Source organism: Tatumella saanichensis (assembly GCF_000439375.1).
GTDB classification, from domain to species: Bacteria; Pseudomonadota; Gammaproteobacteria; order Enterobacterales; family Enterobacteriaceae; genus Tatumella; species Tatumella saanichensis.
Genome location: NZ_ATMI01000007.1, coordinates 35,599 through 59,788 on the forward strand (window position 1 = coordinate 35,599; position 24,190 = coordinate 59,788).

The 24,190-nt window shown below is 49.6% G+C and carries 21 protein-coding genes; 7 read left to right on the forward strand and 14 right to left on the reverse strand.

Features of this window, described 5'->3' with window-relative positions; translation table 11 throughout:
- Positions 1–6: 6 nt before the first annotated feature.
- From DW47_RS0104385 to DW47_RS0104420, 8 genes are all read right to left on the reverse strand, one after another.
- Entirely contained in the window at positions 7–570 is a 564-nt protein-coding gene (locus tag DW47_RS0104385; protein ID WP_338151547.1) for a fimbrial protein, read from the reverse strand.
- A 4-nt stretch (positions 571–574) separates the two neighbouring features.
- Positions 575–1,612, reverse strand: coding sequence for a fimbrial protein (locus tag DW47_RS0104390; protein ID WP_029685148.1), 1,038 nt, complete (start codon positions 1,610–1,612; stop codon positions 575–577).
- 70 nt (positions 1,613–1,682) lie between these two features.
- The gene (locus tag DW47_RS0104395) at positions 1,683–2,435 is read right to left on the reverse strand and encodes a fimbrial biogenesis chaperone (RefSeq protein ID WP_029685149.1); all 753 of its coding nucleotides are present in this window, start codon (positions 2,433–2,435) and stop codon (positions 1,683–1,685) included.
- A gap of 53 nt (positions 2,436–2,488) precedes the next feature.
- The gene (locus tag DW47_RS0104400) at positions 2,489–4,960 is read right to left on the reverse strand and encodes a fimbria/pilus outer membrane usher protein (RefSeq protein WP_029685151.1); all 2,472 of its coding nucleotides are present in this window, start codon (positions 4,958–4,960) and stop codon (positions 2,489–2,491) included.
- 76 nt (positions 4,961–5,036) lie between these two features.
- Positions 5,037–5,507 carry a fimbrial protein gene (locus DW47_RS0104405; protein ID WP_029685153.1) on the reverse strand — a complete coding sequence of 157 codons (471 nt, stop codon included), beginning with the start codon at positions 5,505–5,507 and terminating at the stop codon, positions 5,037–5,039.
- 147 nt (positions 5,508–5,654) lie between these two features.
- A complete protein-coding gene (locus tag DW47_RS0104410) occupies positions 5,655–6,197 on the reverse strand; it encodes a fimbrial protein (protein WP_029685157.1) in 543 nt (180 codons plus the stop codon).
- Between the two features lie 760 nt (positions 6,198–6,957).
- Positions 6,958–8,076 (reverse strand): ABC transporter substrate-binding protein, encoded by a 1,119-nt coding sequence (locus DW47_RS0104415; protein ID WP_029685158.1) that lies wholly within the window; start codon positions 8,074–8,076, stop codon positions 6,958–6,960.
- A 198-nt stretch (positions 8,077–8,274) separates the two neighbouring features.
- Positions 8,275–9,528, reverse strand: coding sequence for a dicarboxylate/amino acid:cation symporter (locus DW47_RS0104420; protein WP_029685159.1), 1,254 nt, complete (start codon positions 9,526–9,528; stop codon positions 8,275–8,277).
- Between the two features lie 385 nt (positions 9,529–9,913).
- On the opposite strand from DW47_RS0104420, the gene DW47_RS0104425 reads away from it, so the two are divergent.
- Complete coding sequence (locus DW47_RS0104425; RefSeq protein ID WP_029685160.1) at positions 9,914–10,633, forward strand: dienelactone hydrolase family protein; 720 nt, start codon at positions 9,914–9,916, stop codon at positions 10,631–10,633.
- A gap of 70 nt (positions 10,634–10,703) precedes the next feature.
- On the opposite strand, the gene DW47_RS0104430 is transcribed toward DW47_RS0104425, so the two are convergent.
- The 3 genes from DW47_RS0104430 to DW47_RS0104440 form a co-directional block, all read right to left on the reverse strand.
- Positions 10,704–11,408: a hypothetical protein gene (locus DW47_RS0104430; RefSeq protein WP_241430687.1), complete on the reverse strand. Its 705-nt coding sequence runs from the start codon at positions 11,406–11,408 to the stop codon at positions 10,704–10,706.
- 23 nt (positions 11,409–11,431) lie between these two features.
- Positions 11,432–12,595, reverse strand: coding sequence for a lactonase family protein (locus DW47_RS0104435; RefSeq protein WP_029685163.1), 1,164 nt, complete (start codon positions 12,593–12,595; stop codon positions 11,432–11,434).
- Positions 12,596–12,715: 120 nt separating this feature from the next.
- Positions 12,716–14,038 carry an MFS transporter gene (locus DW47_RS0104440; protein WP_029685164.1) on the reverse strand — a complete coding sequence of 441 codons (1,323 nt, stop codon included), beginning with the start codon at positions 14,036–14,038 and terminating at the stop codon, positions 12,716–12,718.
- Positions 14,039–14,304: 266 nt separating this feature from the next.
- On the opposite strand from DW47_RS0104440, the gene DW47_RS0104445 reads away from it, so the two are divergent.
- Positions 14,305–15,330, forward strand: a complete 1,026-nt coding sequence (locus DW47_RS0104445; protein WP_029685166.1) for a LacI family DNA-binding transcriptional regulator — start codon at positions 14,305–14,307, stop codon at positions 15,328–15,330.
- Positions 15,331–15,363: 33 nt separating this feature from the next.
- Here DW47_RS0104445 and DW47_RS0104450 read toward each other — a convergent pair whose 3' ends face one another.
- Positions 15,364–16,614: an alpha-hydroxy acid oxidase gene (locus DW47_RS0104450; protein ID WP_029685168.1), complete on the reverse strand. Its 1,251-nt coding sequence runs from the start codon at positions 16,612–16,614 to the stop codon at positions 15,364–15,366.
- Positions 16,615–16,847: 233 nt separating this feature from the next.
- On the opposite strand from DW47_RS0104450, the gene DW47_RS0104455 reads away from it, so the two are divergent.
- The 5 genes from DW47_RS0104455 (at position 16,848) to DW47_RS0104475 (ending at position 21,674) form a co-directional block, all read left to right on the forward strand.
- Complete coding sequence (locus DW47_RS0104455) at positions 16,848–17,501, forward strand: aspartate/glutamate racemase family protein (RefSeq protein WP_029685169.1); 654 nt, start codon at positions 16,848–16,850, stop codon at positions 17,499–17,501.
- 47 nt (positions 17,502–17,548) lie between these two features.
- A complete protein-coding gene (locus DW47_RS0104460; protein WP_029685171.1) occupies positions 17,549–17,995 on the forward strand; it encodes a DUF441 domain-containing protein in 447 nt (148 codons plus the stop codon).
- Positions 17,996–18,116: 121 nt separating this feature from the next.
- Positions 18,117–19,517 (forward strand): c-type cytochrome, encoded by a 1,401-nt coding sequence (locus DW47_RS0104465; RefSeq protein WP_029685172.1) that lies wholly within the window; start codon positions 18,117–18,119, stop codon positions 19,515–19,517.
- On the forward strand, positions 19,504–20,037 hold the full coding sequence (locus DW47_RS0104470) for a sugar dehydrogenase complex small subunit (RefSeq protein WP_038027155.1): 534 nt from the start codon (positions 19,504–19,506) through the stop codon (positions 20,035–20,037). The genes DW47_RS0104465 and DW47_RS0104470 overlap by 14 nt, the downstream gene beginning before the upstream one ends.
- On the forward strand, positions 20,034–21,674 hold the full coding sequence (locus DW47_RS0104475; protein WP_029685176.1) for a GMC family oxidoreductase: 1,641 nt from the start codon (positions 20,034–20,036) through the stop codon (positions 21,672–21,674). The genes DW47_RS0104470 and DW47_RS0104475 overlap by 4 nt, the downstream gene beginning before the upstream one ends.
- 35 nt (positions 21,675–21,709) lie before the next feature.
- Here the strand turns inward: DW47_RS0104475 and DW47_RS0104480 are convergent, their stop codons facing one another.
- Together DW47_RS0104480 and DW47_RS0104485 are read right to left on the reverse strand one after the other, a co-directional pair.
- Positions 21,710–22,306, reverse strand: coding sequence for an NUDIX domain-containing protein (locus tag DW47_RS0104480; RefSeq protein WP_029685178.1), 597 nt, complete (start codon positions 22,304–22,306; stop codon positions 21,710–21,712).
- A 118-nt stretch (positions 22,307–22,424) separates the two neighbouring features.
- Complete coding sequence (locus DW47_RS0104485; RefSeq protein WP_241430689.1) at positions 22,425–23,726, reverse strand: carbohydrate porin; 1,302 nt, start codon at positions 23,724–23,726, stop codon at positions 22,425–22,427.
- Between the last annotated feature and the right edge of the window lie 464 nt (positions 23,727–24,190).

The window sequence follows — 24,190 nt, forward strand, 5'->3', positions numbered from 1 at the left end:
TGACAGTTACTGATAGCTTAAAATATAGTAAGCAATAGCGGTAAATTCTCCTGGCTCTATCGTCTTCTGATCAATTGCCGTTGGTTCACCGACAATAGCTGCCTGAAAATTCAGGGACATTGCCCCTTCACTGATCGCCGTAACAACGGTTTCTTTATTCAGCTCGATAAGATTACCTTTCTCATTTTCAAGGGCAACCGCTACACCGGAAGTCGTCGCCGGTGCTGCCGGAGATATGGCAATATGATTGGGTAACTCACCGCTCTCAATACCACTAAAGGTAATACTCACTGTTTTATAGGTACCGGTACTACAGTTCTCCAAGGGAATTGAAAATGGGACTGCCACCGTTTTTTGTGCCGAATAAAGGGTCTTAATCGAGACTTTACCGAAGTCTATCATCAGTTTATCCCCTCCGGGGCCGACGCTACACGGTAATGCCACCACCACTCCGTGAAAGTTAACTTCCCCTCCTATCAGCTCAGTGTCTGCATAGGAGGGTGTAACCAGAGTAAAAATAAGTGTGAGAAGAAATTTTTTATAATACGTTAACTTCATGTGACACCTCATGACGTTATTGGAACTCTGCAACGACAGAGGCTGAAGCCTCGAATTCACCTTCGGTTATCGTAGTACCGCTTTTAGCAATTGGCGCGGCAGTCAGATTCCAAGTCCCCTGGTTATTATCGAACCCGGGTAGGTTATAGAATTTATTCGGTACCACAACAGACCCATTAGAATCCTTGATAACAATTCCCAGATTACTGCGATCAACTTGGCCACTGGTACCCAGATAATCGCTATTAAAGCTGGCCGTTCCAGATGCGGCAGACTGAATGCCGAGTTTGATATGTAGCGCACCGGTATCAAAGCTGCCACCTTTGCAATTGACCCGAATAGGGATACTTTGCGTATAGTTGGATCCGTTAAGTTTTTCGCTAGTATTTGATACAGCGCCAAACTCAACGCTAATCGGTGTACCTTCATTAATGATGCATTTATCCGGCACGGTAATAATTCCGGAGTTAATATTAATGGTTGAAAGCGCTTCACTGGAGAGCATACCGGCAGAGATAGTGCCTCTACGGCCAAATACACGTACCAGCTCGTGGTTTGACAGTACAACCCCATTAATAATAGGCTTGGTGACCATAAAGGTGACTTTTCCTTTCCCTCCAGAAGCAACATTACTGAAGCGAGTGGAGGGGGGTTTACAGGTTTCATTTCTCTTATTTGTCTGATCAATAAATGGAGAGGTCACATATTTATTGACTTTGCCTGCAATCCAGACCTCTACTTTTACATCCAGATAATCATTAAGAATATAGTAACCAGTATTTGAAGAGGGCTTCATGGTGGATGTTGATGAGTAATAGCGTGCGTCTTTTATTTTTGAGGTGCAGTATTCTGTCACACTGTAATATCCCCCCAAGTTCCAAGAGCTGCTGATGGTGGCACCGACTTTGTTATCCTTAATCTGGACCGTGTCGATGTTAAAGTTATATTCATGTGTCCCGTTCACCGGGAGCGCTTCTCCCTCTATTGCATAAGCAGGAAGCGTGAATAACAGTGCAAGGAGATTTATATTTCTTAATATCATGTTCTTTTTCATAGCGTGACTCACTTATGTCTGCACGGACTCAGACCTGCTTTTCATGGCGAAGGTTTAAACGCTAATAACGTTAGCGTGGCTGCTGATCCTGGGGTAATGCTCGGCAGACCGCGTTCTGACAACTGAACTTCAGTTCAGGGTGGCCGCCATAATCATTGACATACATAATCGAGAATTCGTTGAGTTTATTATCGGACACCGTAATCTCTGTGGAGGATTTTGGTGCGATCATCATTCCCGGGAAGCTGGTTAATGAGCCGCCACCTTCTTTCTGCAGTTTTTTGGATAAGCCCAAGACCGTTACATAATAAGGGGTTGGATTCTCCAGTTTAAATCCGGAAGTCCCCTTTTTGGTAAAAACCAACTGATCTTGCCAAATCACAGATTTATTTTTAGGGATAACCGCTTTAGGCCGATAAAAGACTTTAATCCTAGACTGCATTGCCAGCTGTAAGGTGTTCTCTTTTTTAGGTTTGGGTGGGATCTCTCTGACGTTCAGATAGAACAAACTCTCTCTGTCCTGAGGTAGGTTGAGTGAGCCAGCCGTTTTATTTATCTTGGCGATCCCTTTCTGCCCGCCATTAATACGTTGCAGAGGAGGTAACACTACCAGAGGTGACGTAATTTTTTTACCCTCGCTATCTTCTAACCAAGATTGCGCTAGAAAAGGAATATCAGGGCTGGTGTTCGACAGTGTTGCACTGACTGAGCGGTCATTTTCGGTAATGACCATGCGTGTGCGGTCCAGAGAGATCCCTGCGTAAGCATGAGCGGTGAATAATCCGGCGATAGCAATGCCGCTGATTAGGTGACGTACTTTCATATCAATAACCTTACTTATTTTTTCACAGCCCCCGCAGTCGAGGGCACGGTTTTTTACTGGCACTTAAGCGATAACGTGGTATTACTGTCATCAAGTTGTGGCGGTAGCGTGATCTCACACTGACGTTTTCCCTGCCATGTTGCACTGAGCTTTTCCTGAGGATTAACCCCGGCAAGCCAGGTCAGGCCCTGCTCCATAACCATCGCGACACTGACTCCGTCCTTGTTGAGAATTTCCGCTCCGAAAGGAGGGAAGCTGCCGTCAGGACGGGTAATTGTCGTCATTAACTTCTGGCCGCGGACAACACTGAACCGCTGAAAGCCAATAGCACCTTCCGTCAGGGTATCGGTAGAGATAGCTTTGCTCGCTTCGATATCATCGCCCAGGGCATCGACATCCACACGGGTATCAAAACTGTTGTAGCTCACCACATCAGGTACCACAGCAATCCCGAACCGGTTACTCCAGGCCTGTTTACCGTTCAATGGCACATTTGCGATCCCAGCGGTATCCACAACCACCCGGGCGGTATCTAAAGTGGCGGAACTGTTGTGTGCGGCTGCACCATACTGTGTGGCCGTCACGCCTCCACGCACGCTTCCGCCGGCGGAGATAAAGTTACCGGCCTGATAATTGACACTGCCGGTGATATCACTCACTCCTGAACGGTGCTGGTAATAGCCATCGAAGGCTGCTTTCTCGTTCTGCCCCATCCCGGCGCGTACCCGCCAGAGATTATTCATATCTTGGCTGTTGCTGTATGACGCCAAATTGGTGGTCCGGTTACCGGTATGCTGCATATCCCAGCCTATCCAGCGGCTTTCCCCCAACGGCACAGAAACAGAGAGAGCGATGGTGTCATTACGATTACCGTTATACATGGAACGCCACAGTGACAGGTTACTGCTGATACCACGGATATTGCCGATACGGAAAGGGCGGCCTATCGTGATGCCATAGCGTTGTTGTGCTTTTCGGTCCCAGTAATTCTGGTGGGTATAGGTGAGGAACATACTGGTGATCCAGTCCGGATCATCAGCCCAGAAGGTTTTATTCGCGGTGATGGTATACATCTCTTTTTCACGGCCAATACTGTCATATTGTTGATAGCGCTCGTCTAGATACTGAGAAAAGGTGCGGAAGGTTTTCTGCGAGAAGCGATATCCAGCGAACGTAATAGAGCTCTGGTACTGATCAAACGTTTTCGCATAGCTAAGTTTGAAGGAGTAGCCTTGCTTCGCTGACTCATCGGCTACTTTACTGCGTGACTGAGTGATGTCAGTAGCCAGGGTTCCAAAACTGTTTAAATCGCGTCCGACGCCCAATGACCAAGCCTGATAAGGCTCGCCCGCTAGGAACACTCCACCGTACAGTGACCAAGCATTGGAAATCCCTCGCGAAAAATCGCCCACATAAAACGCTGGACCCTGCAGCTTATGATCATTACGTGAAGCGATCCCTACAGAGGTGTTATAACGGGTATAGCCCGGCCGCGTAAGATACGGCAGGTTTGCGGTATCGACCTGAAACTCGGACACGGATCCGTCCTGTTCCTCTACCCTGACATCCAGTGTCCCGCGGACGGAGCTGCGCAGATCCTGAATAGTAAATGGGCCTGCTGGTACCGTGGTTTGGTAGATAATGCGCTGATTCTGGCTGACCGTAACTTTGGCATTACCTTTCGCAATCCCGCGGATCTCCGGAGCATAGCCTTGTAGAGCTGGCGGTAGCATCCTTTCATCGCTTTTCAGGTTAACCCCAGTAAATCGGACGCTGTCAAAGACCTGAGAATCGAGATAGATCTCACCGACGGTTGCTTTGGCTGCCAAGGAGGGGAGCGGCCGGTATGCATAAAACTGATTCCAGTCGAGATCACTGCGCTGTTCAGCGTAATTAGCCTGGTATTCACTTCTGAAGCGCCATGCCCCCAAGTTAAATCCGGCCTGACCATAACCTGACAGTGAGTTAGTATTTTCATTACTTCTGAACGAATGTACGCTTTGTCCGGTCAGGCTGTAGTCGAGCAGTAAACCGGAAATACCATTATTCCAGCGTTCAGGCGGTACCCAATCTGGGTCATTATACTTCATCCAAGCTTGGGGCACGGTAATATCCAGAATACCCTCGTGATTATTTATTTCCACACCGGGGATCGTGGAGATATCTAGGCAGCTTTCTGAAATGATGTTTATTTTTTCCCGAGCCAGATCCTTAAGCGCTAATTTTTTGATCTGATCTTCCGTCAGGCAGGCAATAGTGTTTTTAGGGTTCTTCGGTGACTCAATATAAGTCACACTCTGTTCGGACACTGACTGGTTATTAATTCTTAAATTCAATAGATAATTGCCGGGAGTGACGTAGTTGACAGTGGAGAACCGGTTTAAATCGACATTTTTACGATCTGTGGCATCAAGTACATCACTGTTAAACTCTACAAAGGTATCGTTGGCCAGACTTCCGGTCGGAGAAAAAATAATGGTCAGAATGGGCAATAAGCGGATTTTATTTTTTGATAAACAAAGCATAATTTAACTGTATGACCTATTTTCTGATGATATTTGGCGTCCGGCCGAAGACTCTACCTCACTTAAAAATCAGTCATTACTGGTAGTTAAGGGTGAATCGCGCCGTAGCATAAAACTGGCCGGTATAAACCAGAGGTTTTTTGACAACTACATTTGCCGTGAAATATAAAAAGCCGTTACTGTTATTCAGGATGTAGTAGGGCGTCGCTTCCCCCAGTACTATCTGTTTTCCGTCATTATCATTCAGGCTTATCGATATGCCTTTATTCTTCTCATCGACCGGGATCAACAGATCGCCTTTATCCACGGCATCGCCTGAAAAGGTCACGCTGGCACTGTACTTCCTGAATTCAGATTTCTCTTTATTCGAAAAAAAACATCCCATTAGTTTTACTTTTATATTTTTTGATAAAACTTCTGGCGATTTAACGTTTATCTCATCGAGATTGAGATCACTAAAATCAATCGATTCTGTTCCTGAATCTGGGGCAACAAAACAGGCTGACTCAAATATCTCTCCTTGAACATCAACCGATCCCGGAATCATTCCCGGTCCCTGAGCACAACTCAGTGACGGTACAAGTAGAGTGCTGAGTACGATTATCACTCGAAAATAAATCATATCTCCTGCCATAAGTTCGCGGGTATATGAAAAACTGCAGGCACAGGTCTGCTGTGACTGCAGTAGACATGATTACTGGTAATCAACCTGGAAGTTAATGGTTGACTGGAATGCACCCGGCGTCACAGTACTGGAGGCATTGTCAGCTTTCAGGTAAGCAACAAATGGAATTTTATTGGTACCATCAACCAGGTTAACCTGAGCCATTTTTTTCCCCCAGACTACATCGGCATTAGCGCTGTCACGTAAACCGATACCTGCACCATCAGCACTTCCTGAAGTGAAGGCTGCCAGAGAGGAGTCATTAGGGTTAACGGAAGTTGGGGTATAAGTCACGGTCGCTGTTTTTGCGACAGTGGTATCACAATCCTGCAGTTCAATGTTCTGCTGAACATTACCCGCTCTCTGGCCATTTGCTAATGCGGACACTGGGATCTGACCGAAATCAACCTGTACAGGGCTGGAGTTCGGAGACAAACCACATGCTGAGTTAACTAACTCACCCTTCAGTTGGATCTCTCCCTGAGTCGGCGTGCCGTCATAAGCGGCGAAAGAAGAGAAAGAGGTCATGACTGAAAATGCGAGAGTAGATAAGATAATTTTATTTAATTTCACAGTGAAGTTTCCTGGTGTTAGCTACTTGTAATGTAACTTTAAGAGAAGACGCTAATTTCCATTAGCTAATAATCAGAGTAGAAATACCTACTCCGCTTTTCCATTTGTTAACTCAAAGAGGATAACAAATTAATTTTCATAGAAGACCCAACCGGTGAACCAGATTAGGTGATGACGAGTATATTCATGAATTACTATTTTACAACAAATAAAATGGAAAAATCTCACAAATAGTCATAAGCCACTGATGTGATATGTTAATTTTGTTTGTTGTGCACTTAGGTTTAATAATTTTATTTATTAAGTTGTATTTTATAAAAATAAAAAGATAATTTTATATATAGGCTTATTTTTAAATAGTTTTTTCTGTTTTTTTATTACTAACTTATTAATTTCAAAAGCTATAGTGGGGGGGCGTGTTTAGTGAAGTTTTTTTTATGATTAAATAATACCGTCAGGAATTATTTATGAAGTTGGAATGGTTGACTATAAGTCATGTTTTGTTATCACTATTAGTGATGGTCCAATAAAGCATTTATTTTTTTATCAGCTTTATTATTTTACCAAAATAACATTGATCAGGATCTATTAAAAGGCAAATAATAAGATTTTATACACGTTTTTTTACTGTTCAGAAAACCTGTGAATGACAGGGGATTCACTGGAGGGTAAGGATAATCCACGATAGTACGATGTTTAGATCAAGGGTGATGAGTGATGGGTGTGCCTCTCCTGTCTGCATAGCAGGAGAGGCCTAGAGTTATTGAGTGACCCAGAAGGTACCGCTTGTTTTCAATCCCATAAAGCTTTGATGGATCCTGTCCATGTCCGCCTGCGGATCGAGGTCTTTAAATAACTGCGGGTGGAGAAATTTCGCAATAGCTTCCACCGCGACGACATTCGAAGGAAGATCATAGAACTGGTGGTAGATGGCCATGACATGATGTTTCTGCGTGGCTTGTAAAACATTAAATCCGGTGCGTGACATCAGCGCCGCCAGCTTCTGTTTTGCGGGGGCTTCTTGTAACTGATAGCCTAACGGTACCGAGGCTGAAGCTTTTGGATTTCCCTGCCAGTCTGCGCCGGTCAGCAGATAATAGTCCGGATTCAAGGTAATGATCTTCTCTAAGGTGACATCACCGCCCATTCCCTGGAACAGTTGTCCACCGAGGTTAATGCCTCCCGCAGCTTCGGTAAATTCGCCCATACTCCCCTGGCCGAACGTGCTGCAACAGAAGTCACCGACAATGCCAGCACTGCGCTCAATAAACACCGTTGGCCGCTGCTGAGTGCTGAGGGTGGCGACCCGTTCTTTAATCAGCTCTAGACGCTGCTGGTAGAAGTCCAGGAACTGCTGGGCATTTTTCTGCTGGTTAAAGATTTGGCCCAATAGCGCCATACTTTTTGCGGTGTTCTGCAGAGGCTTCTGCCGTAGGTCGATAAAAATATAAGGGATGTGCAGGCTGTTCAGTTTATCCATGACCCCTTCGTCGCGTAATTTGCTCACCAAACCGATATCAAAAATGACCAAGTCAGTATGGCGTGCGACAGCGTTTTCCACATCAAAGGTGGTGGTGTAGGGGTTCGCAAAGGTGGGGATGGTCTTCAGAGTGGGAAAATTCTCCGCGAAAGCCCGCATAATATCCGGAGACTTCTTCTTCAGCGAGTCATCCCAGGCGGCAATGCTGGCAGAAGGATCGCCATGAAAAATGATACTCATCGCTTCAATGGCCCGCGCATCTGCCAGCATCACCCGATGGGGCGTTTCAGGGATCTCGACGTGACGATTCATGAGGTCTGTCACGGTCTGAGCCAGTGCTTGGGTGAACGGCATCATTATTATTGCGAACAGAAAAACAACTTTTTGGGTGATTTTCATAACACTTTGTGGCCTGTATAAGGAAGTGATATTGCCCAACAGCAGGGTTAGGTCTGCCGAAGCATTGAGGTAAAAAGGCAGGTTAACATATTGAGACGGTGGTTGCTGCGGGGATGCTCTGTGCTGGCGGGAGGCTCCATAGCGTAATGGAAATTCCGCACTCCGGAGCGATAGGCTCACCAGAGTGCGGGAGGATCGTTACTTACCGTTCAGTGTTCTAGTCAGCTGTTCTTCATCCAACTCACCCACACGTTTGGCGACAAAAATAGTCGCCACGCCATTACCTATCAAATTAGTGAGGGCACGAGCTTCCGACATAAAACGGTCAATGCCCAGGATCAGCGCCAGTCCTGCAACCGGTAAGGTACCGACCGCTGATAGCGTGGCAGCCAAGACAATAAATCCGCTACCCGTAACTCCGGCGGCCCCTTTTGAGGACAGCAGCAGGATCACTAGCAGGGTGATCTGATGGAAAATATCCATATGGGTATTGGTCGCCTGAGCGATAAACACCGCGGCCATCGTCAGGTAGATAGAGGTACCGTCAAGGTTAAAGGAGTAGCCGGTCGGGATCACCAAGCCAACTACTGACTTCTTACAGCCCAGTGTTTCCATCTTGTTCAGCATCCGTGGCAGTACTGACTCAGAGGAGGACGTTCCCAGCACGATCAACAATTCATCTTTGATGTAGTTGATAAATTTAAAGATGCTGAACCCGGTCAGGCGTGCAATGACCCCGAGTACGATCACCACGAACAGTACACAGGTAATGTAGAAGCAGACGATCAACTGACCCAGTTGTAGCAGTGAACCTACTCCGTATTTACCGATAGTGAAAGCCATGGCACCAAAGGCCCCAATTGGCGCCAAGCGCATTATCATATTAATGACGCCAAACACCACCTGAGAGAAGTTCTCCACTACGCTGAACACCAACTGGCCGGTTTTCCCCAGACGGTGCAGGGCAAAACCAAACAGGATAGAGAACAGCAGGATCTGCAGGATGTTGCCGCTGGAAAAAGCCCCGATCACGCTGTCAGGAATAATATCTAGCAGGAAAGGAATTACCCCTTGGCTTTTGGCCTGCGCTGCATAAGTCGCAACCGCGGAGGCATCTAGGCTCGCGGGATTGATATTCATGCCTGCACCCGGCTGAGCAATATTGACCACGATCAGACCGATAATCAGTGCCAAGGTACTGACGATCTCAAAATAGAGCAGGGCAATTGCACCGGTACGACCCACAGCTTTCATACTTTCCATACCGGCAATACCGGTCACCACGGTACAGAAAATGACCGGGGCGATAACCATTTTAATCAGCTTGATAAACCCGTCACCGAAGGGTTTCATCTGGGTGCCGATCTCCGGATAAAAGTGACCAAGGGAGATGCCGATAACAATAGCGATGATGACCTGAATGTAGAGGCTGCCGAACAGCGTTTTTTTCATAGGAGTCTCTGTCTGCGTAAGAGGTGTTTATTTTTATAGTTTCTGTCAACTACAGGTAAAAAAGTAACAGTATGTTAAGTAAAACCAAATTGCATCACAGTCCTGCATAAAAAAATGCATATTTTTATGAACTGACTCGTTTCTTTTACCTTATTTATCCGTCATGAGAGGTTTTTTTTATCAAATTCGCGACAGAATTCTCATTGGTTACGCGTAAAACCTCCGTTAATGGCTTAACCCTCAGTGCCTTGTTACTAAAAAATCATTGAAGGATCTAAAAGTCACTTTAAGCTGGTTGGCTATAACCAGAGGTTACGGCTTGTCCGTGGGACGTCTTCACGGACAGGAAAACCATTTTTACGTTTAGATATCGGAGCAGGAAATTATGAGCCAGGTTCAATCCAAAAAAATCACCTATCAGGCTGGGACTATCGAAGCGGAAGGTGTACTGGTGTTTGACGCCAGCCGCAAACAGGCCGCTCCGGGGTTAGTGATGGCACCTAATTGGATGGGCGTCACGGATGCGTCTGTTGCACTGGCTGAAAAAGCGGCTGAACAGGGATATGTGGTACTGATTGTAGATTTGTACGGTAAAGGTGTTCGTCCAACCAATGCCGATGAAGCGGGTGCGGTGATGATGACCGTAAAAAACAAGCCGGAAGAAGTTGAGCGTATGGCTAAAGCTATCAGTGCGCTGAAAGCACAAACTGATGCGCCGGTTGATGCCAGCAAAATCGCCGCTTACGGTTTCTGTTTTGGCGGCCATAACGCCTTAGAACTGGCCCGCAGCGGTGAAGATCTAAAAGCGGCCATCTCCTTCCACGGCGGACTTGATACCAGTGGTGCCTATGATGCAAAAAATATCAAAGGTTCAGTATTAGTCCTAGACGGTGCCAGTGATCCACTGGTTCCCCGCGATCAGCTACCGGCATTTGCCGAAGAAATGTTGTCAGCAGAGGTTGACTGGAAACTGCACAGCTATAAAGGTGCAGTCCACTCCTTTACCGATGTAAATGCCAACATTGCTGGGACTGCAGAATACAATGCCGATGTCAGCGATCGTGCGTTTAAAGCGATGTTTGCGTTGTTAGCAGAAGTGTTCTAAGTCTAGCCAACACGTTTGTTGACGCCCCGCTCGGTTGAGCCGTGCGGGGCGTTTTGCGTTTTATGGCCGATCAGCGCAGTTGATAGTCGTTAAAAATCAGTGGGCTATCGCTTCCGTCTATGATTTCTGTCTGGCCGGGAGAGGTCAGCATTGCATCCCCTTTGTGCACCCACAGCTCACGGGTATGGTTAGGTTTACCGTGCTCGCTGATCAGCACCCGTCCTTCGGTGAAAAAGACTCGGACTCCGGGGCCTTTCTGCTGATAGGCAGTGGTACTTTCCCCCGGATTAAGGGTCACTTTCCAACCTTTTACCGTCGGTGTATCCAGTATTTCATTGAAGACCGGTAAATCCGGGCGGACTGGATCGCCAAAATTCAGCGGTCCGTGCTGGCGTATCTCAAACGCGACCTGCTGATTGACACTGTTGCCAGTGTTGGTCACTTTATCAATTTCTGATTTCCCCTGATGTGCGCCGAACTTTACATTGCCACTTTTCATTTCGGAATGAACCGCAGGCTTATCCAGATAGGCGATGGTCACCGGACTGCCATCAATATGGGTATTTACATAATCCAGATGCTGTTCATGATAGAGGGTGGTTGCCCCGGGCGGGATCATCACCCGCATTACGGTTACATACTGATTTTCAAGGATCACATGGTGCATCGGTTCCAGACGTGTCGGCACCACCTGGTCCGCGGCCTGGCTGATGCTGGGCACTAACAGGCTGGCAAGCGTCAGGCTCAGGGCTCGTGACTTCATCTTTTTTATCATACTCACTCGCTCCTTCGGAATAATTAACGTTCAACCATGGTGACCCAGTTCGCACCGGCCCCTGAGGGGTAACGGGATAGCAACGATAACTCACCGTTCTGCTGATTGATGCGGTACAGCGAGAACTGATCTGACTGTAACCCGGTCTCAATCAGATACTGACCACTGTTATCAATAGCGAAGCCCCGCGGCAGTTTCTCGGTGGCATAACTTTTAATCAGCGTCAGACTGCCATCCTGTGGAGAAACACGGAAAGCGGTGAGGTGACTACTGGTTCGCTCGGTGGAATAAAGAAACTTGCCATTGGGGGTGATATGAATATCGGCCTGCCAGATACGAGGTTTCGCTGATGCGGGCAGATCGAAATCTCCGGTCAGCGGGCGTGCCTCACCTTTTTGCATTCCGGCCGCAATATCCGGTGCTAGGGAGGGAGTGACGGCTCCCGGTGTGACGGTACCGTCAGCATTGATTTTCAGTTGTTGGATGTTACCGGCCATTTCAGTCAGCAGATAGATATAGCGTTCACCGTTAGCGCTTTTATGGGGTGCGAACACAAAGTGGCGTGGCCCGATACCGGCCTCATGCTGAATATTCACCGCCGGTGGGGTATTTGGAGTTACCTTGCCGCTATTCGGATCAAAGTGGAACTGTAATAACTGATCGGCCCCCAGCAGGGAGACATACAGGTAATGGTTGGTCGGGTCAGTCTGAATACAGTGTGCACGCTTACCGGTATGGACAATTTGTACCGGTGGTGTTTCAACCTCGCCTTTGGCGTTGATCCGGTTAATGGTGAACAGGTCACCGCCGTAGGACGCCGCTAACAGATAATGGCCGGTTTTATCTACGGACAGATAAGCCATACTCTCCTGCAGTGGCGCGTCACCGGCGGCGGTGAGTTTCCCGTCATCACCGATATGCCAACTCATTACGCGATATGGCTGACTACGGATCGCCGCATACAGGATCTTTTTATCCGGTGACACCACAGATGCCATCACTTTTTTTGCGGCTGGATAGGTCGCTATCGGTGTCATTTTTCCCACAGATTTATCCAACGTCCAGGCAGAGACGGTGCCGCTTTCCGCATTGGAGATATACACATAACTGTCTGCGGCGTGGGCAACGTTACCTGCTGAACCGGCAATCATGCCCAGTAGTGTCAGAGAAAGTGCTAATTTTTTCATTTGTCAGAGACCTTGTGACCGTTAAGAAGAACACCGGTAGTGACGATAATGCTGTATCACACGGACAAACATGGTCTCCCCGAGCCCTTAGGGTTACTCTCTGGGCGAGGGGAAAGAATGTTATCCGTGTGAGCGTTGTGCACCGACTATCGGGCCGCTTTTGGTGTTCTGTGACCCATCAAGCGTAATGGGTTCAACCTTGCCCATAATGAACATAAAGGTGAGTGCCCCAAACAGACAGATGCACCCAGCGACCACTAGCGGTACCACAAATGATCCATGACTGATACTCAGCATAACGCCGGTAAAAGAGGCTGTAACGATACCGGCCAAGTTGCCAGCAAAGTTCTGAATACCGCCAAGAGTCGCCACATAGCCAGAGGCTGGGGCCACGTCAGCAGGCAGCGTCCAGATATTGGCCGCGGTAAAGGCCAGTCCAGCATAGGTTAGAGAGAACAGGGTCAGGATCACGGTAATATTGGAGGTGAAGGCGGCAAAGGCAATCACAGAGGAGAGCAGCATACCGGCAATCAGACAGGTTTTGCGTGCAGCAGTCAGGCTGAACCCTTTATTGTATAACCAGTCGGAGGTAATGCCGCCGAGTAAGCTGCCGGGAATCCCCATCAATGCTGGAATCGCCCCCAGTGTCCCCAGTTCTTTCAGTGAGAATCCTTGAGAAAGTGTCAGATAGGTCGGGAACCAGGTCACAAAGAAATAGGTGGCAAAGTTCATACAGAAAAAACCAATCATCATTCCCCAGACAGTGCGGTGACGGAATAGGATACGGAACTGGATTTTTTCGTTGTGAGCGGAAACCACCATTTTACGGTCTTCGAGCAAATTCTGGCGCTGTTGTTCATCCAGGCCGGCTTTATGTTCTGGTTCACGGTAAAACACCAGCCACACCACTACCCACACCAGTCCCAACGCGCCAGTCACCACAAAGGAGGTTTCCCAGCCCCAAGTACTGATAAGCCAAGCAACCAGTGGCAGTGCCAATGCGCTACCTGCGCGCGGACCAGCATCAAAGATACCACTGGCGGTGGCGCGTTCTTTTTTGGCAAACCAAGAAGCCACCACCTTGGCGCAACCGGGGTTACCGCCGGATTCTCCCACCCCCAGCAACAACCGTGAAATAAACAGTGAGGTAAATCCACGGCCGAATGCGGTGAACACCGTAAACAACGACCACCAGCCAACCGCGACTGCGAGGCCAATACGGGTACCTAATTTATCGATAATGCGTCCCGCGGGGATCTGCATCAGAGCATAGGTCCAGAAGAAGGCGCCCAGAATTAACCCCATAGCGGTATCATCCAAACCGAGGTCTTCTTTGATATGTGGGGCAGCAATAGCCAGATTAATTCTGTCTATGTAGTTGATTGCGATAGCAAAAAAACAGAAAAGTATCATCAGCCAGCGTATTTTCGGGTACTTGCGCATGAGATTTTCCTTTAGAATTATCCCCCGTCACAGTCTCTCGGCCGGCGGGAGGTATTATGTACTGGAGATCCACCGTTATAACGAACATTTTTGATTAACAATGTTAGACTTTAAGTAACCTTGAGTTATTAAATAGTCCGCATTGTTAACTATTTGTAAAAGTAAGCGATTACAGATTGCAGTCAAGGCAAAAGTAAGCGCTTTCAGAGGCGGGTCCAATTTCTGTTCTCATTTTGTGGAGAACATCACTTTTAAGAGGAAAAGCCATGGCAGGGAGGATCACGACGGCGCGGGTATCGCTGGAAGATGTTGCACGGCTCGCAGGTGTCTCAACGGCGACGGTTTCACGGGTGCTCAACGGCAGCGCAGCGGTTCGGGAGTCGCGCCGTGAAGCGGTGGAAAAAGCCTGCCATGAACTGGGGTATGTGATTAACCGCGCAGCCAGAACCTTGGCATCACGTAAAAGTATGACCATCGGTGCAGTGGTACCGACCTTGGCCATTGAAACCTTTTCCCGCTCCATAGACGCCTTTCAGACTGTGATCCACCAACAAGGTTATACCCTGTTGTTGGCGAACTCTGGCTTTGATATGGATGTTGAGTTCAAAGAGGTCAACAAGCTGCTGGAGTACGGTATTGATGCTCTGCTGCTGGTGGGGCATACTCATCATCCGCAATTGCGTGAGCGCATTGAACAGCAGGGCATCCCTTGTATACAGGCATTCTCCACTCATCCGCAATCGCCTGGAATTGGTTATGACAGTGCCCAAGCCTCAGCGCAGTTACTGGACCACCTATTATCCCTCGGGCATCAAAAATTTGCCGTGATTTCCGGTCATCCGCCCTCCAATGACCGACTGTCTGAGCGGCTGGAAGGGATACGTCGGGGATTGCAGGCCGCAGGGCTGACCTTGTCTCCAGAGAACTGTATCGATAATGCCTTTACCATTAATGAGGCTAGGCAGGCGATGTTCCGTTTGTTGGACGGACCACAGCCCCCGACGGCAGTGATGTGTGGCAATGATTTGCTCGCATTTGGTGCCCTGCGGGCAGCCAGGGAACGCTATCTGCGGATCCCTAATGATATCTCAGTGACCGGTTTTAACGATTATGAGTATGCGGAGCACCTCGAATATCCGCTGACCACGGTACGGGTTGACCTAGCGGAAATAGGGCGCTTATGCGCGGATTATTTGCTATCGGCTCTAGCAGGCGTTCCGGCAGAGGGGCCACGACAGATCGCCACCCGCCTTATTATCCGCAGCAGTACTGGCTCGGCCCCGCAACCTTGAAGAGCCGAGCCGTAGGGGCAAACTGTCCCGCGGTTAAAGATCTTGCTCAAACCAAGGCCCGCGCCGCAGATAACCTTTATCCAGATCCTGCGGTCGAGTCACTCCGGTCAGAGCCATATCGCGGTCGATTTCATCCCGTAATATCCCCATTGCATGCTGCACACACTCACTGCCACCGATCACCGTGGCATACAGGAAAGGGCGGCCGAGAAACACAAAGTCTGCCCCTAATGCCATGGCTTTTAAAATATCGGTCCCGCGACGGATACCGCTATCAATGATTACTTTCATATCACCTTTGGCGGCAGCAATTTCCGGTAAGGTGTGTAACGGCGGGACGGTATAATCCAGCTGGCGGCCACCGTGGTTGGAAAGGATCACTGCATCGGCGCCCAAGTCACGGGCGATGAACGCATCCGCAGGTGTCATCAGCCCTTTAATCACCAGGTTACCCTTCCAACGGCGCCGGATGGCCTCGACATGCCGCCAGTTCAGTTTGTCCCGAGCCTGTGTATTACGCACTTTGGACGACATCATCGGCGGCCCGCGTTCTGCATCGGTGTTTTCAAAATGCGGTGCTCCATGACGCAAATAGGTTTGTGCCACTGTACCCAGTAGCCAACGTGGGCTGGTGATACTCTGCCACATGACTTTCGGCGTTACTTTAATCGGCATACTGAAACCACTGCGGGTATTGTGCTCACGGTTACCTAACATCGGGGTATCACCTGTTACCACCAGAGTGCGGTATCCCGCCTGTTGGGCACGATCCACCAGTCGGTCAATACGTGGCTGGTCTCCAGCGAGATACGCTTGGAACCAGGCATCAGGGTTTTCAGCGATCACATCCTCCAGTCGTATCAATGAGGAGGCACTGAGGATCATCGGGACATTCATCGCTCGCGCTGCCTGCGCAAGACGGATGTCTGCTCGATAAGAAACAAACGAGGCACCACCTAGAGGAGCGATGCCGAACGGATGGCTCCACTGTTTACCCAGTAAAGTGATCTGTTGATCGCGACCAGACACATCGCGGAACATCCGTGGCAGAAAGGCATATTGTTGATAAGCCTCATAGTTGGCGGCAATACCACGACCGGTCTCAACCCCTCCGGCAACATATTGATAGATCATTTGTGGCAACCGCTTTCTCGCATGGCGTTCGAAATCCTCCAGCGCCAACAAATCACGAAAGGCCCGTGGTGTGTGACGGGCTGGCTGCGGCTGGCTAGCGGGTGTCACTGTCGATGTTTCCCGTGGATCGGGGGTCAGAGAGATTGTCATAAGCCATTATCCTTACTTCACCACCAGACGGCGGCTCAGAAATGTAAGCGATTACAAGTCAACCCAAATAATCTCTTATCTTTGCCTCTTAATTAACATCCTGTTAATAATTTTTTGTGACAAATCTCACTATAATAACTATTTTGTAAGCTATTACATTACGTCTTTACAGTAAGCTATCCGGCAGGGTCTAAGACCTGACTCCTATTTTTCATCTACCCGGAGGCATTTTTATGTCGCAAAGGATCGTACTTCTCCATGCCACACCGGTAGCGATGGCTCCGGTTCACCAGGCTTTTAAAGAACTTTGGCCAGAGGCGGAGCTGGTCAATCTACTTGATGATGGTCTTACTATCGATCGCGCTAAAGATACTGAACTGACGGCATCACTATGTGAACGTTTTGTTAATTTTGGTCGGTATGCTTACCACAGTGGTGCAGACGCTATCCTCGCCACCTGTTCAGCCTTTGGCCCCGCCATTGAACAGATGGCAGAAACGTTACCGGTCCCTGTTCTGAAACCGAATGAAGCGATGTTTTCAGAAGCTCTACGGCTTGGAAAGCGCATCGGCATGCTGGCGACCTTTGCCCCGTCAGTGGTCACCATGGAGGCTGAATTCGCTGAATTTGCCCAGCAGCAGCAGAGTGAAGCAACATTAAAAACCTTGGTTGTAGAGGGAGCGATTGAGCAGTTACGTCAGGGGAATGCACAGCAGCATAACCGTTTGGTCGCAGAGCGGGCGCCGGAGCTGGAAGACTGTGATGTGATTATGTTGGCTCATTTCTCGACGTCCGGTGCCTTGCAAGCAGTCAGTGAAACCGTCCGGAATCGGGTCCTAACGGCCCCCCATTCGGCAGTAACAGCCCTGAAGCAGCGGATGACTTAAGGTCGGCTTGCCGTGGTGTTTACCTATTCGGACAGGAGCCCGACCCCATGAATACTCTGCTGCCTTATCTGTTATTGCTGTTAATCGGTGTCCTGGGAATGGTCGGTCATAACATGGCTGTGGTGTATGCGGTGGCCGTATTACTGATTGTGAAGATCACACCACTGGCCAAGCTGTTTCCGGTCATCGAAAGTCAGGGGGTCAATCTTGGCATCATCATCTTAACCATTGGGGTGATTGCTCCGCTGGCCAGTGGTGAAATGTCGCCACGCACCCTATTCAGAACCTTGGCGGACTGGAAATCGATCTCCGCCATCGTAGTGGGAATATTCGTTTCTTGGCTCGGCGGGCGCGGTGTCTCTTTCCTCTCTGCGCAGCCGGGCATTGTGACCGGATTACTGGTCGGCACCATTATTGGGGTGGCCTTTTTCAAAGGAGTCCCCGTCGGCCCCCTGATTGCCGCGGGGCTAGTATCGCTAATGTTTTTTAAATAATAACCGTCACCTGTTGAGTGACAGCAGGCCCGTAGGGCTTTCCTTTCCGTAACCGACAGCCGGTTTCTGTGTCGCAGTGCGGGTGTACTGTTTGAGCTTAAGTCATAAGCAGGAGTGAAAAGTGAGACGATCGAGTCTGGCTTTAATTATCGGTCTGTCACTGCTGTCGGGAAAAGCTGCGCAGGCTGCAGATACCCCGTCGGGTGCCTCGATAATTGAGCAAGGAAAATACCTGTCGGTTGCGGCCGACTGCGGAGCCTGTCATAACTCTCCGGGGGGATCCGGGGCGCCCATGGCCGGGGGATACGCCATTTCTTCACCGATGGGTAATATTATTGCCAGTAACATTACCCCGTCGAAAACCTCTGGTATCGGTAACTATAGTGAGGCGCAGTTTGCCCGGGCGGTGCGCGAAGGCGTGAACGCTCAGGGCCAGCACCTCTATCCGGCGATGCCCTATACCTCGTACAGCAAAATTACGGACAGTGATATCCATGCGCTCTATGAGTATTTCATGCATGATGTCAAACCTGTCGATAAAGCGCCTCCGGCGACCCGTTTACCTTTCCCGTTCTCACTACGCAGTACCATGGCGGTATGGAACCTACTGTTCGCCGATAATCAGCGCTTTACCCCAGACAGCCAGCAGTCTGCACAGCTCAATCGTGGCAATTACTTGGTCAGTGCCCTGGAGCACTGTGATACCTGCCATACCCCCCGTAATTTTCTGATGGGGCAGAACAACAGTGCGGCGCTGTCTGGTGGGCAAGTCGGCAGTTGGTATGCGCCAAACATTACCTCAGATAAGACCGCGGGTATTGGCAGCTGGAGCGATGAACAGTTGTATCGCTACCTGAAAACCGGTCATGTCAACGGTAAAGCTCAAGCCGCAGGACCGATGGCGGAAGCCATAGAACATAGCCTGCAATATCTAAGCGATGACGACTTACATGCCATTGTTGCCTGGTTACGTCAGGTACCCCCTTCTTCAGCCGGTGAGACTCAATCACGGTTTGATCAGGGCAAACCTTCAGATAATGAAGAGGCCTTACGTTCTGTTGCACACCCAGATGCTGGCTGGCAGATCTACAGCAGCAGTTGTGCCAACTGCCATCAGGCCAACGGTGAGGGCAGTCAGTACTACCCTTCACTGTTCCATAACAGTGCCACCGGGGCTGCGACGCCAGATAATCTGATCTCTGCCATTTTATTCGGTGTTCATCGCCATACTGACGGTCAGTATATCGCCATGCCGGCCTTTGGCCCAGCAGGCAGTTTCTCTGAGCGTCTCAACGATCAGCAGGTGGCTGATGTCGCCAACTATGTATTGAAAAACTATGGTAATGCCTCGCTGACGGTGACCGCCGATCAGGTCAAAACGGTCCGTCAAGGGGGGCCGAAACCTGCCATTGCCCGACTGGCAAATCCAGCAGTCATGGCGGTGATTGGAGTGGTGGTACTGCTGATCATTATTTTGATCGTGAATGTGCTGCGTAAAAGGAGAACCCATGTCCGTAAATAATCAGCCTCCCTTAGGGATTTCTCGCCGCCGATTACTGCAGGGGGTCGGCATACTTTCGCTGGCTGGGTTATGCAGTTCGCTGTTTCCGGCTTACCGTGCCGCTGCTGCCAGTCTGCGTGACAGTGGTTTTATTCCACTGTCACAATTCCTCGTGAATCGGCCGGTGAACCCAATATTGGCACAGCGTTACTTTGATGCCCTGCATCGTCATGATGAAACGTTTGACCAGAAACTGGCTCTGTTGCAGCAGGATATTCAGCCGGGAAAATATCAGAATATCGATGATTTCCTGCAAAAGCATCCGGACGGATCCGACCTTCGGCAGGCTGCCTCACAGGTGATTTCGGCTTGGTATCGCGGTGTCGTCGGGGAGGGTAACAAACTGGAACTTATCGCTTACGCAGAAGCGATGATGTACCTGCCCACGCGGGGCATTCTTATTGTTCCAACCTATGGCAGTGGCCCGCTTTCTTGGGCGGCTGTGGATAATAAACCCGCACATCAGGGGCCGGCAGTATGAGTCAGACTACTACAGATGCAGATGTCATTATTATCGGATCCGGGGTGATGGGAGGGTTGTTGGCCACCCGTCTACGTAAAGCTGGAAAATCCGTGATCATTGTTGAAGCCGGGCCAAGGGTCACCCGCCAGGAAATTGTCGAACGTTTCCGTAACTCACCGTTTAAAATGTCCCTGACCAATATGAAATTGCAGGGCGTGGGCTCACCGTTCCCGGATCTGCCGTATGTACCCTCCACCTATGGTGATTATCTGCAACAGGTTGGACCGATAAAATACCCGACCAAGTACCTCAGAGTCGTGGGGGGGACTACCTGGCATTTCGGTTCGGCGCTTTGGCGGATGATCCCGAACGACTTTAAATTACAGAGCCTTTATGGCCAGGGTCGTGACTGGCCTATCGGTTATGACGATTTAGAGTCGTGGTATTGCGAGGCCGAATATGAACTCGGGGTATCCGGGGTTGATGGTCAGGATGAGAGCGGACACGGTGGCAAAGCCTGGCCGCCACGTTCCCGACCTTTCCCGATGCCGGGCCTGCCGACCAGCTATCTGTTTGACCGCCTCAGTGAGTTATTAGGCAAAGGTGGCTACCATCCAGTGCTGGAACCCAATGGTCGTGCGACCCGTCCGTGGGGCAATCGCCCCGTTTGTGCAGGAAACAACAACTGTAACCCCGTTTGTCCAATCGGTGCCAAGTACGATGGGACTCGGCATATTGATGAAGCAGAACGCCTTGGGGCGAAGCTGCTGGATAACTCAGTGGTGTATAAAATTGAGGCCGATGATAGCGGTAAAATCACCCGTATCTGGTATAAAAAGCCAGACCGCTCCGAGCATTCACTGACGGCGAACGTATTTATTGTGGCTGCTTACGGTATTGAATCACCGAAATTGCTGCTGATGTCGACCTCAGAGAAATACCCTAACGGTATTGCTAACTCCTCGGATCAAGTTGGCCGCAACCTCATGGGCCATACCGGCATCAGTATGAATTTTATGATGGACGAGGATGTCTGGCCGGGACAAGGACCCACCGAGTTGCTGGTGTATTTGAATAATCGTGATGGCGAATTTAGGAAGCGTTTTCCTAGCTATAAAATCAAGGTGCGCAATACGGTCCCAACCGCCGATTATGCTGCGGCTCTGATTAACAAAGGGGTGCTCGGCTCTGAACTGGATGCAGAACTCCGCAGACAGTCTGCCCGCTCACTGAACTTCGCTATCGATTTTGAAACCGTGCCGTTACCTGAAAACCGTATAGTGCCGAGTAAAACTAAAACAGATGCGATAGGGATCCCGCTGCCGGAGCTTTCCTATAGCGTCACGGATTACTGGCAGGCAGGAAAAGAAGAAGGGCTTAAAGACTTTGCTAACTTCGCAAAACTGCTCGGTGGACAGGTGCTGAAAATCGATACCAGTTATCAGGACCGACAGCATATTATGGGGACCACTATCATGGGGGATGACCCTAACAACTCGGTGGTAGATGCGGACTGCAAGACGCACGATCATCCGAACCTGTATATTGCCGGGACCAGTGTCATGCCGTCGACATCCTGTATGAATCCGACCCTCACTGGTGCGGCATTAACCCTAAGGTTGGCGGACCATCTGATTAAAAACAATCTGGTATAAGTCATAGAGAGCGGGCCTTCTGGCCCGTCCTCTGATCACACGGATAACGGCATCAGCTGATTCAGCGCGGCATACTGCAGCAACATAATGGTTTTAGCATCTTGGATCTCACCGCGCTGCATTGCCTGAAAAGCCTGCCCAAAGGGGATTTCCAGCACTTCCAAGTCTTCCCCTTCCTCTTCCAGCCCACCACCGGAAGACTGCTTATCCTCATCCTGATATTCTGCGACAAAAAGATGTAATTTCTCGGTGACACAGCCTGGGCTCATCCAAGCTTCAAACACTTTTTTGACATGGCTGATGCGATAACCGGTTTCTTCTTCGGCCTCTTTACATACCCGGCGGGCCGGATCTTCCCCGTCCAGTAAACCGGCGGCGACCTCAGTTAGTACGCCGTCACCGCTGTTGATGAAGACGGGTAGACGGAACTGGCGAGTAAGGATAATGGTCTGTTTCTGACGATTATACAGCAGTACTGCCGCACCATCGCCGTGATCATAGGCTTCTCGGCTCAGACGCTGCCAGGTACCATCATGGCGTTGAAAATCGAAGGTATATTTTTTTAGCAAATACCAGTCATCAGACAGTATTTCGGCACTGACGATACGGACTCTGTCATTCAGGGATGTCACCGCAGATCCTCCTTAGCCAATGGGATAAGAAGATATCCTCTCACAGTCTTCAGTGAGAGGATATTACCGGATGTGCGGGAAGATGTCCGTAAAGGCAGATTGCCGTTCCGGCGCTGGATCAGAAGATGATATTGGCGCTCAGTCCGCCGATAAAGGCATTCTTCACCTGGCTGACAGCCCCCGGGGCAGTAACATATTGTAGATCAGGACGTACCTGCAACCATGGTGCGACCTGCACATTATAGTAGAGCTCATAGTTGACTTCAGTACCGCTCTGTACCGGCAAATAGGTCGGGCTGTTGTACCGGCTGACTCCGTTCTCCAGATTCTGTTGCTGTAACCAGCGCGTATAGCTGCTGTTTACATGGATACGTGCGACACCCAGACCGACTTCGTCCTGTGGGCGGGCATCAAATGGCCCCTTCCAGGTCAGTGCCAGTGACTGATAGTTATCGGTTTTCGAGGTTTTATGATCGTTCATGACTGCCTGAGCCGTCAGGGTCAGGCCGCGATCAGCGCTACCATGCCAGGTGGTCAGTTGCTGCTGGGCGACCAGATAACCGCCGTAAGCATGAGATGCTTGCTCAAAACGCTGATGACGCCAAGAGCCGTACACATTATCGTTTGCTGACGAATAGTAGTAACCAATGCGGTAATTCCCCGGTAACTGATCCGCGCCGAGAGTTGGTGTCCAGACCAGTTCTACCGGAATCAGATTGCCGGTGGTCGGGCTGAATTCAAAACGGAAACCGTCACCACGTTCGGCATTGTACGGATTCTGATTGTAGAACCCGGCTTGCAGATACACGTCGGGCGCCAGGCTCAGCTTCACGCGCCCGCCCCATTGTGAGACCGGCCAGTTAAACCAGTGATCACCGCGCCAGTTACCAGCCTGACCGCTGCCCAATGCCAGGTTCTGGAATTGGCTGTTGCTGGAATCGAAGTCTTCACCGACCGTCATACGCCCGGCTTTGATATCGAGGCGGTGATCGAACCAGCCCTTACGTAACCAGAATTGTGTCAGACGCCATGTTTGTCCACGTCCCCAGACTTCTTGTGGAGAGGAGAGCATACCGCTGCGTGGATCGGCGACCTGATCAGCAATATTTTGACCATCACGGTTAGTGATGGTCATTCGGAACTCTGTATCCTGCCAGTTAAGCAGCTTTTCGAGGTTCATATCGACCCCGAATAACCACTGATCACTGTATCGTGCTGTGGTTGATGAACGGTAACCACCCGCCAAGTTTGCGGCGCTTTCCATGGTATATCCCAGCTGGAAATCGATCCCCTTTTCACTCAGTTGTGAACGGGTGCTGCCCCAGTCACCGGTCATCCATGGAGACTGGCTGCTGAAGGCTTCGGCCGAGTGGCCTGCAATAGGATAAGCAGATGCAGCCAGTAAGGTAAGGCTTAACATCAGGGAGTGACGCGATTGCGCGCGTATGGCGTGTGTTTTTTTCATCAGTCTTATTCTTATCAAGCGGTCGATATCCTGTGACCCGTGGGTCTGGTACGGGATATCCGGCGCCGGTAAATCGTATATATGCAGATGTGAGAACAGCGGAGCGTATCTAGCCATCGGACGGCCACCGTCCCCGCGACCTTAGCATTCTGGGATACCATCTGAGTAGTATCGTCATCCGACCGGAAATTAAAGCCCTTTGCCTAGCGGAGGACGTAGGGACTATACAGTAAAAAAAACAAAAGTTAATACTTTGTTGGTATTTGTGTTGCGGATTGCGTTGGTTTGTTTGTGTTTTTGTAAAGGTGGAAGATCAGGAAAGTGACTAGTCCTGGTATAGATTGACAGCTTTCTGTCTGTAAAACGCCTGATGAACTTCATCGGGCGTTTTGTATTTTAAGGATTGATGTGGCCTCTCA

Bases quoted from the DNA above. Each gene is read 5' to 3' on its own strand.
- DW47_RS0104385 (WP_338151547.1), bottom strand. From the start codon at position 570: ATGAGGTGTCACATGAAGTTAACGTATTATAAAAAATTTCTTCTCACA.
- DW47_RS0104390 (WP_029685148.1), bottom strand. From the start codon at position 1,612: ATGAAAAAGAACATGATATTAAGAAATATAAATCTCCTTGCACTGTTA.
- DW47_RS0104395 (WP_029685149.1), bottom strand. From the start codon at position 2,435: ATGAAAGTACGTCACCTAATCAGCGGCATTGCTATCGCCGGATTATTC.
- DW47_RS0104400 (WP_029685151.1), bottom strand. From the start codon at position 4,960: ATGCTTTGTTTATCAAAAAATAAAATCCGCTTATTGCCCATTCTGACC.
- DW47_RS0104405 (WP_029685153.1), bottom strand. From the start codon at position 5,507: ATGATTCCGGGATCGGTTGATGTTCAAGGAGAGATATTTGAGTCAGCC.
- DW47_RS0104415 (WP_029685158.1), bottom strand. From the start codon at position 8,076: ATGAAAATCACCCAAAAAGTTGTTTTTCTGTTCGCAATAATAATGATG.
- DW47_RS0104420 (WP_029685159.1), bottom strand. From the start codon at position 9,528: ATGAAAAAAACGCTGTTCGGCAGCCTCTACATTCAGGTCATCATCGCT.
- DW47_RS0104425 (WP_029685160.1), top strand. From the start codon at position 9,914: ATGAGCCAGGTTCAATCCAAAAAAATCACCTATCAGGCTGGGACTATC.
- DW47_RS0104430 (WP_241430687.1), bottom strand. From the start codon at position 11,408: ATGATAAAAAAGATGAAGTCACGAGCCCTGAGCCTGACGCTTGCCAGC.
- DW47_RS0104435 (WP_029685163.1), bottom strand. From the start codon at position 12,595: ATGAAAAAATTAGCACTTTCTCTGACACTACTGGGCATGATTGCCGGT.
- DW47_RS0104440 (WP_029685164.1), bottom strand. From the start codon at position 14,038: ATGCGCAAGTACCCGAAAATACGCTGGCTGATGATACTTTTCTGTTTT.
- DW47_RS0104445 (WP_029685166.1), top strand. From the start codon at position 14,305: ATGGCAGGGAGGATCACGACGGCGCGGGTATCGCTGGAAGATGTTGCA.
- DW47_RS0104450 (WP_029685168.1), bottom strand. From the start codon at position 16,614: ATGACAATCTCTCTGACCCCCGATCCACGGGAAACATCGACAGTGACA.
- DW47_RS0104455 (WP_029685169.1), top strand. From the start codon at position 16,848: ATGTCGCAAAGGATCGTACTTCTCCATGCCACACCGGTAGCGATGGCT.
- DW47_RS0104460 (WP_029685171.1), top strand. From the start codon at position 17,549: ATGAATACTCTGCTGCCTTATCTGTTATTGCTGTTAATCGGTGTCCTG.
- DW47_RS0104470 (WP_038027155.1), top strand. From the start codon at position 19,504: ATGTCCGTAAATAATCAGCCTCCCTTAGGGATTTCTCGCCGCCGATTA.
- DW47_RS0104475 (WP_029685176.1), top strand. From the start codon at position 20,034: ATGAGTCAGACTACTACAGATGCAGATGTCATTATTATCGGATCCGGG.
- DW47_RS0104485 (WP_241430689.1), bottom strand. From the start codon at position 23,726: ATGTTAAGCCTTACCTTACTGGCTGCATCTGCTTATCCTATTGCAGGC.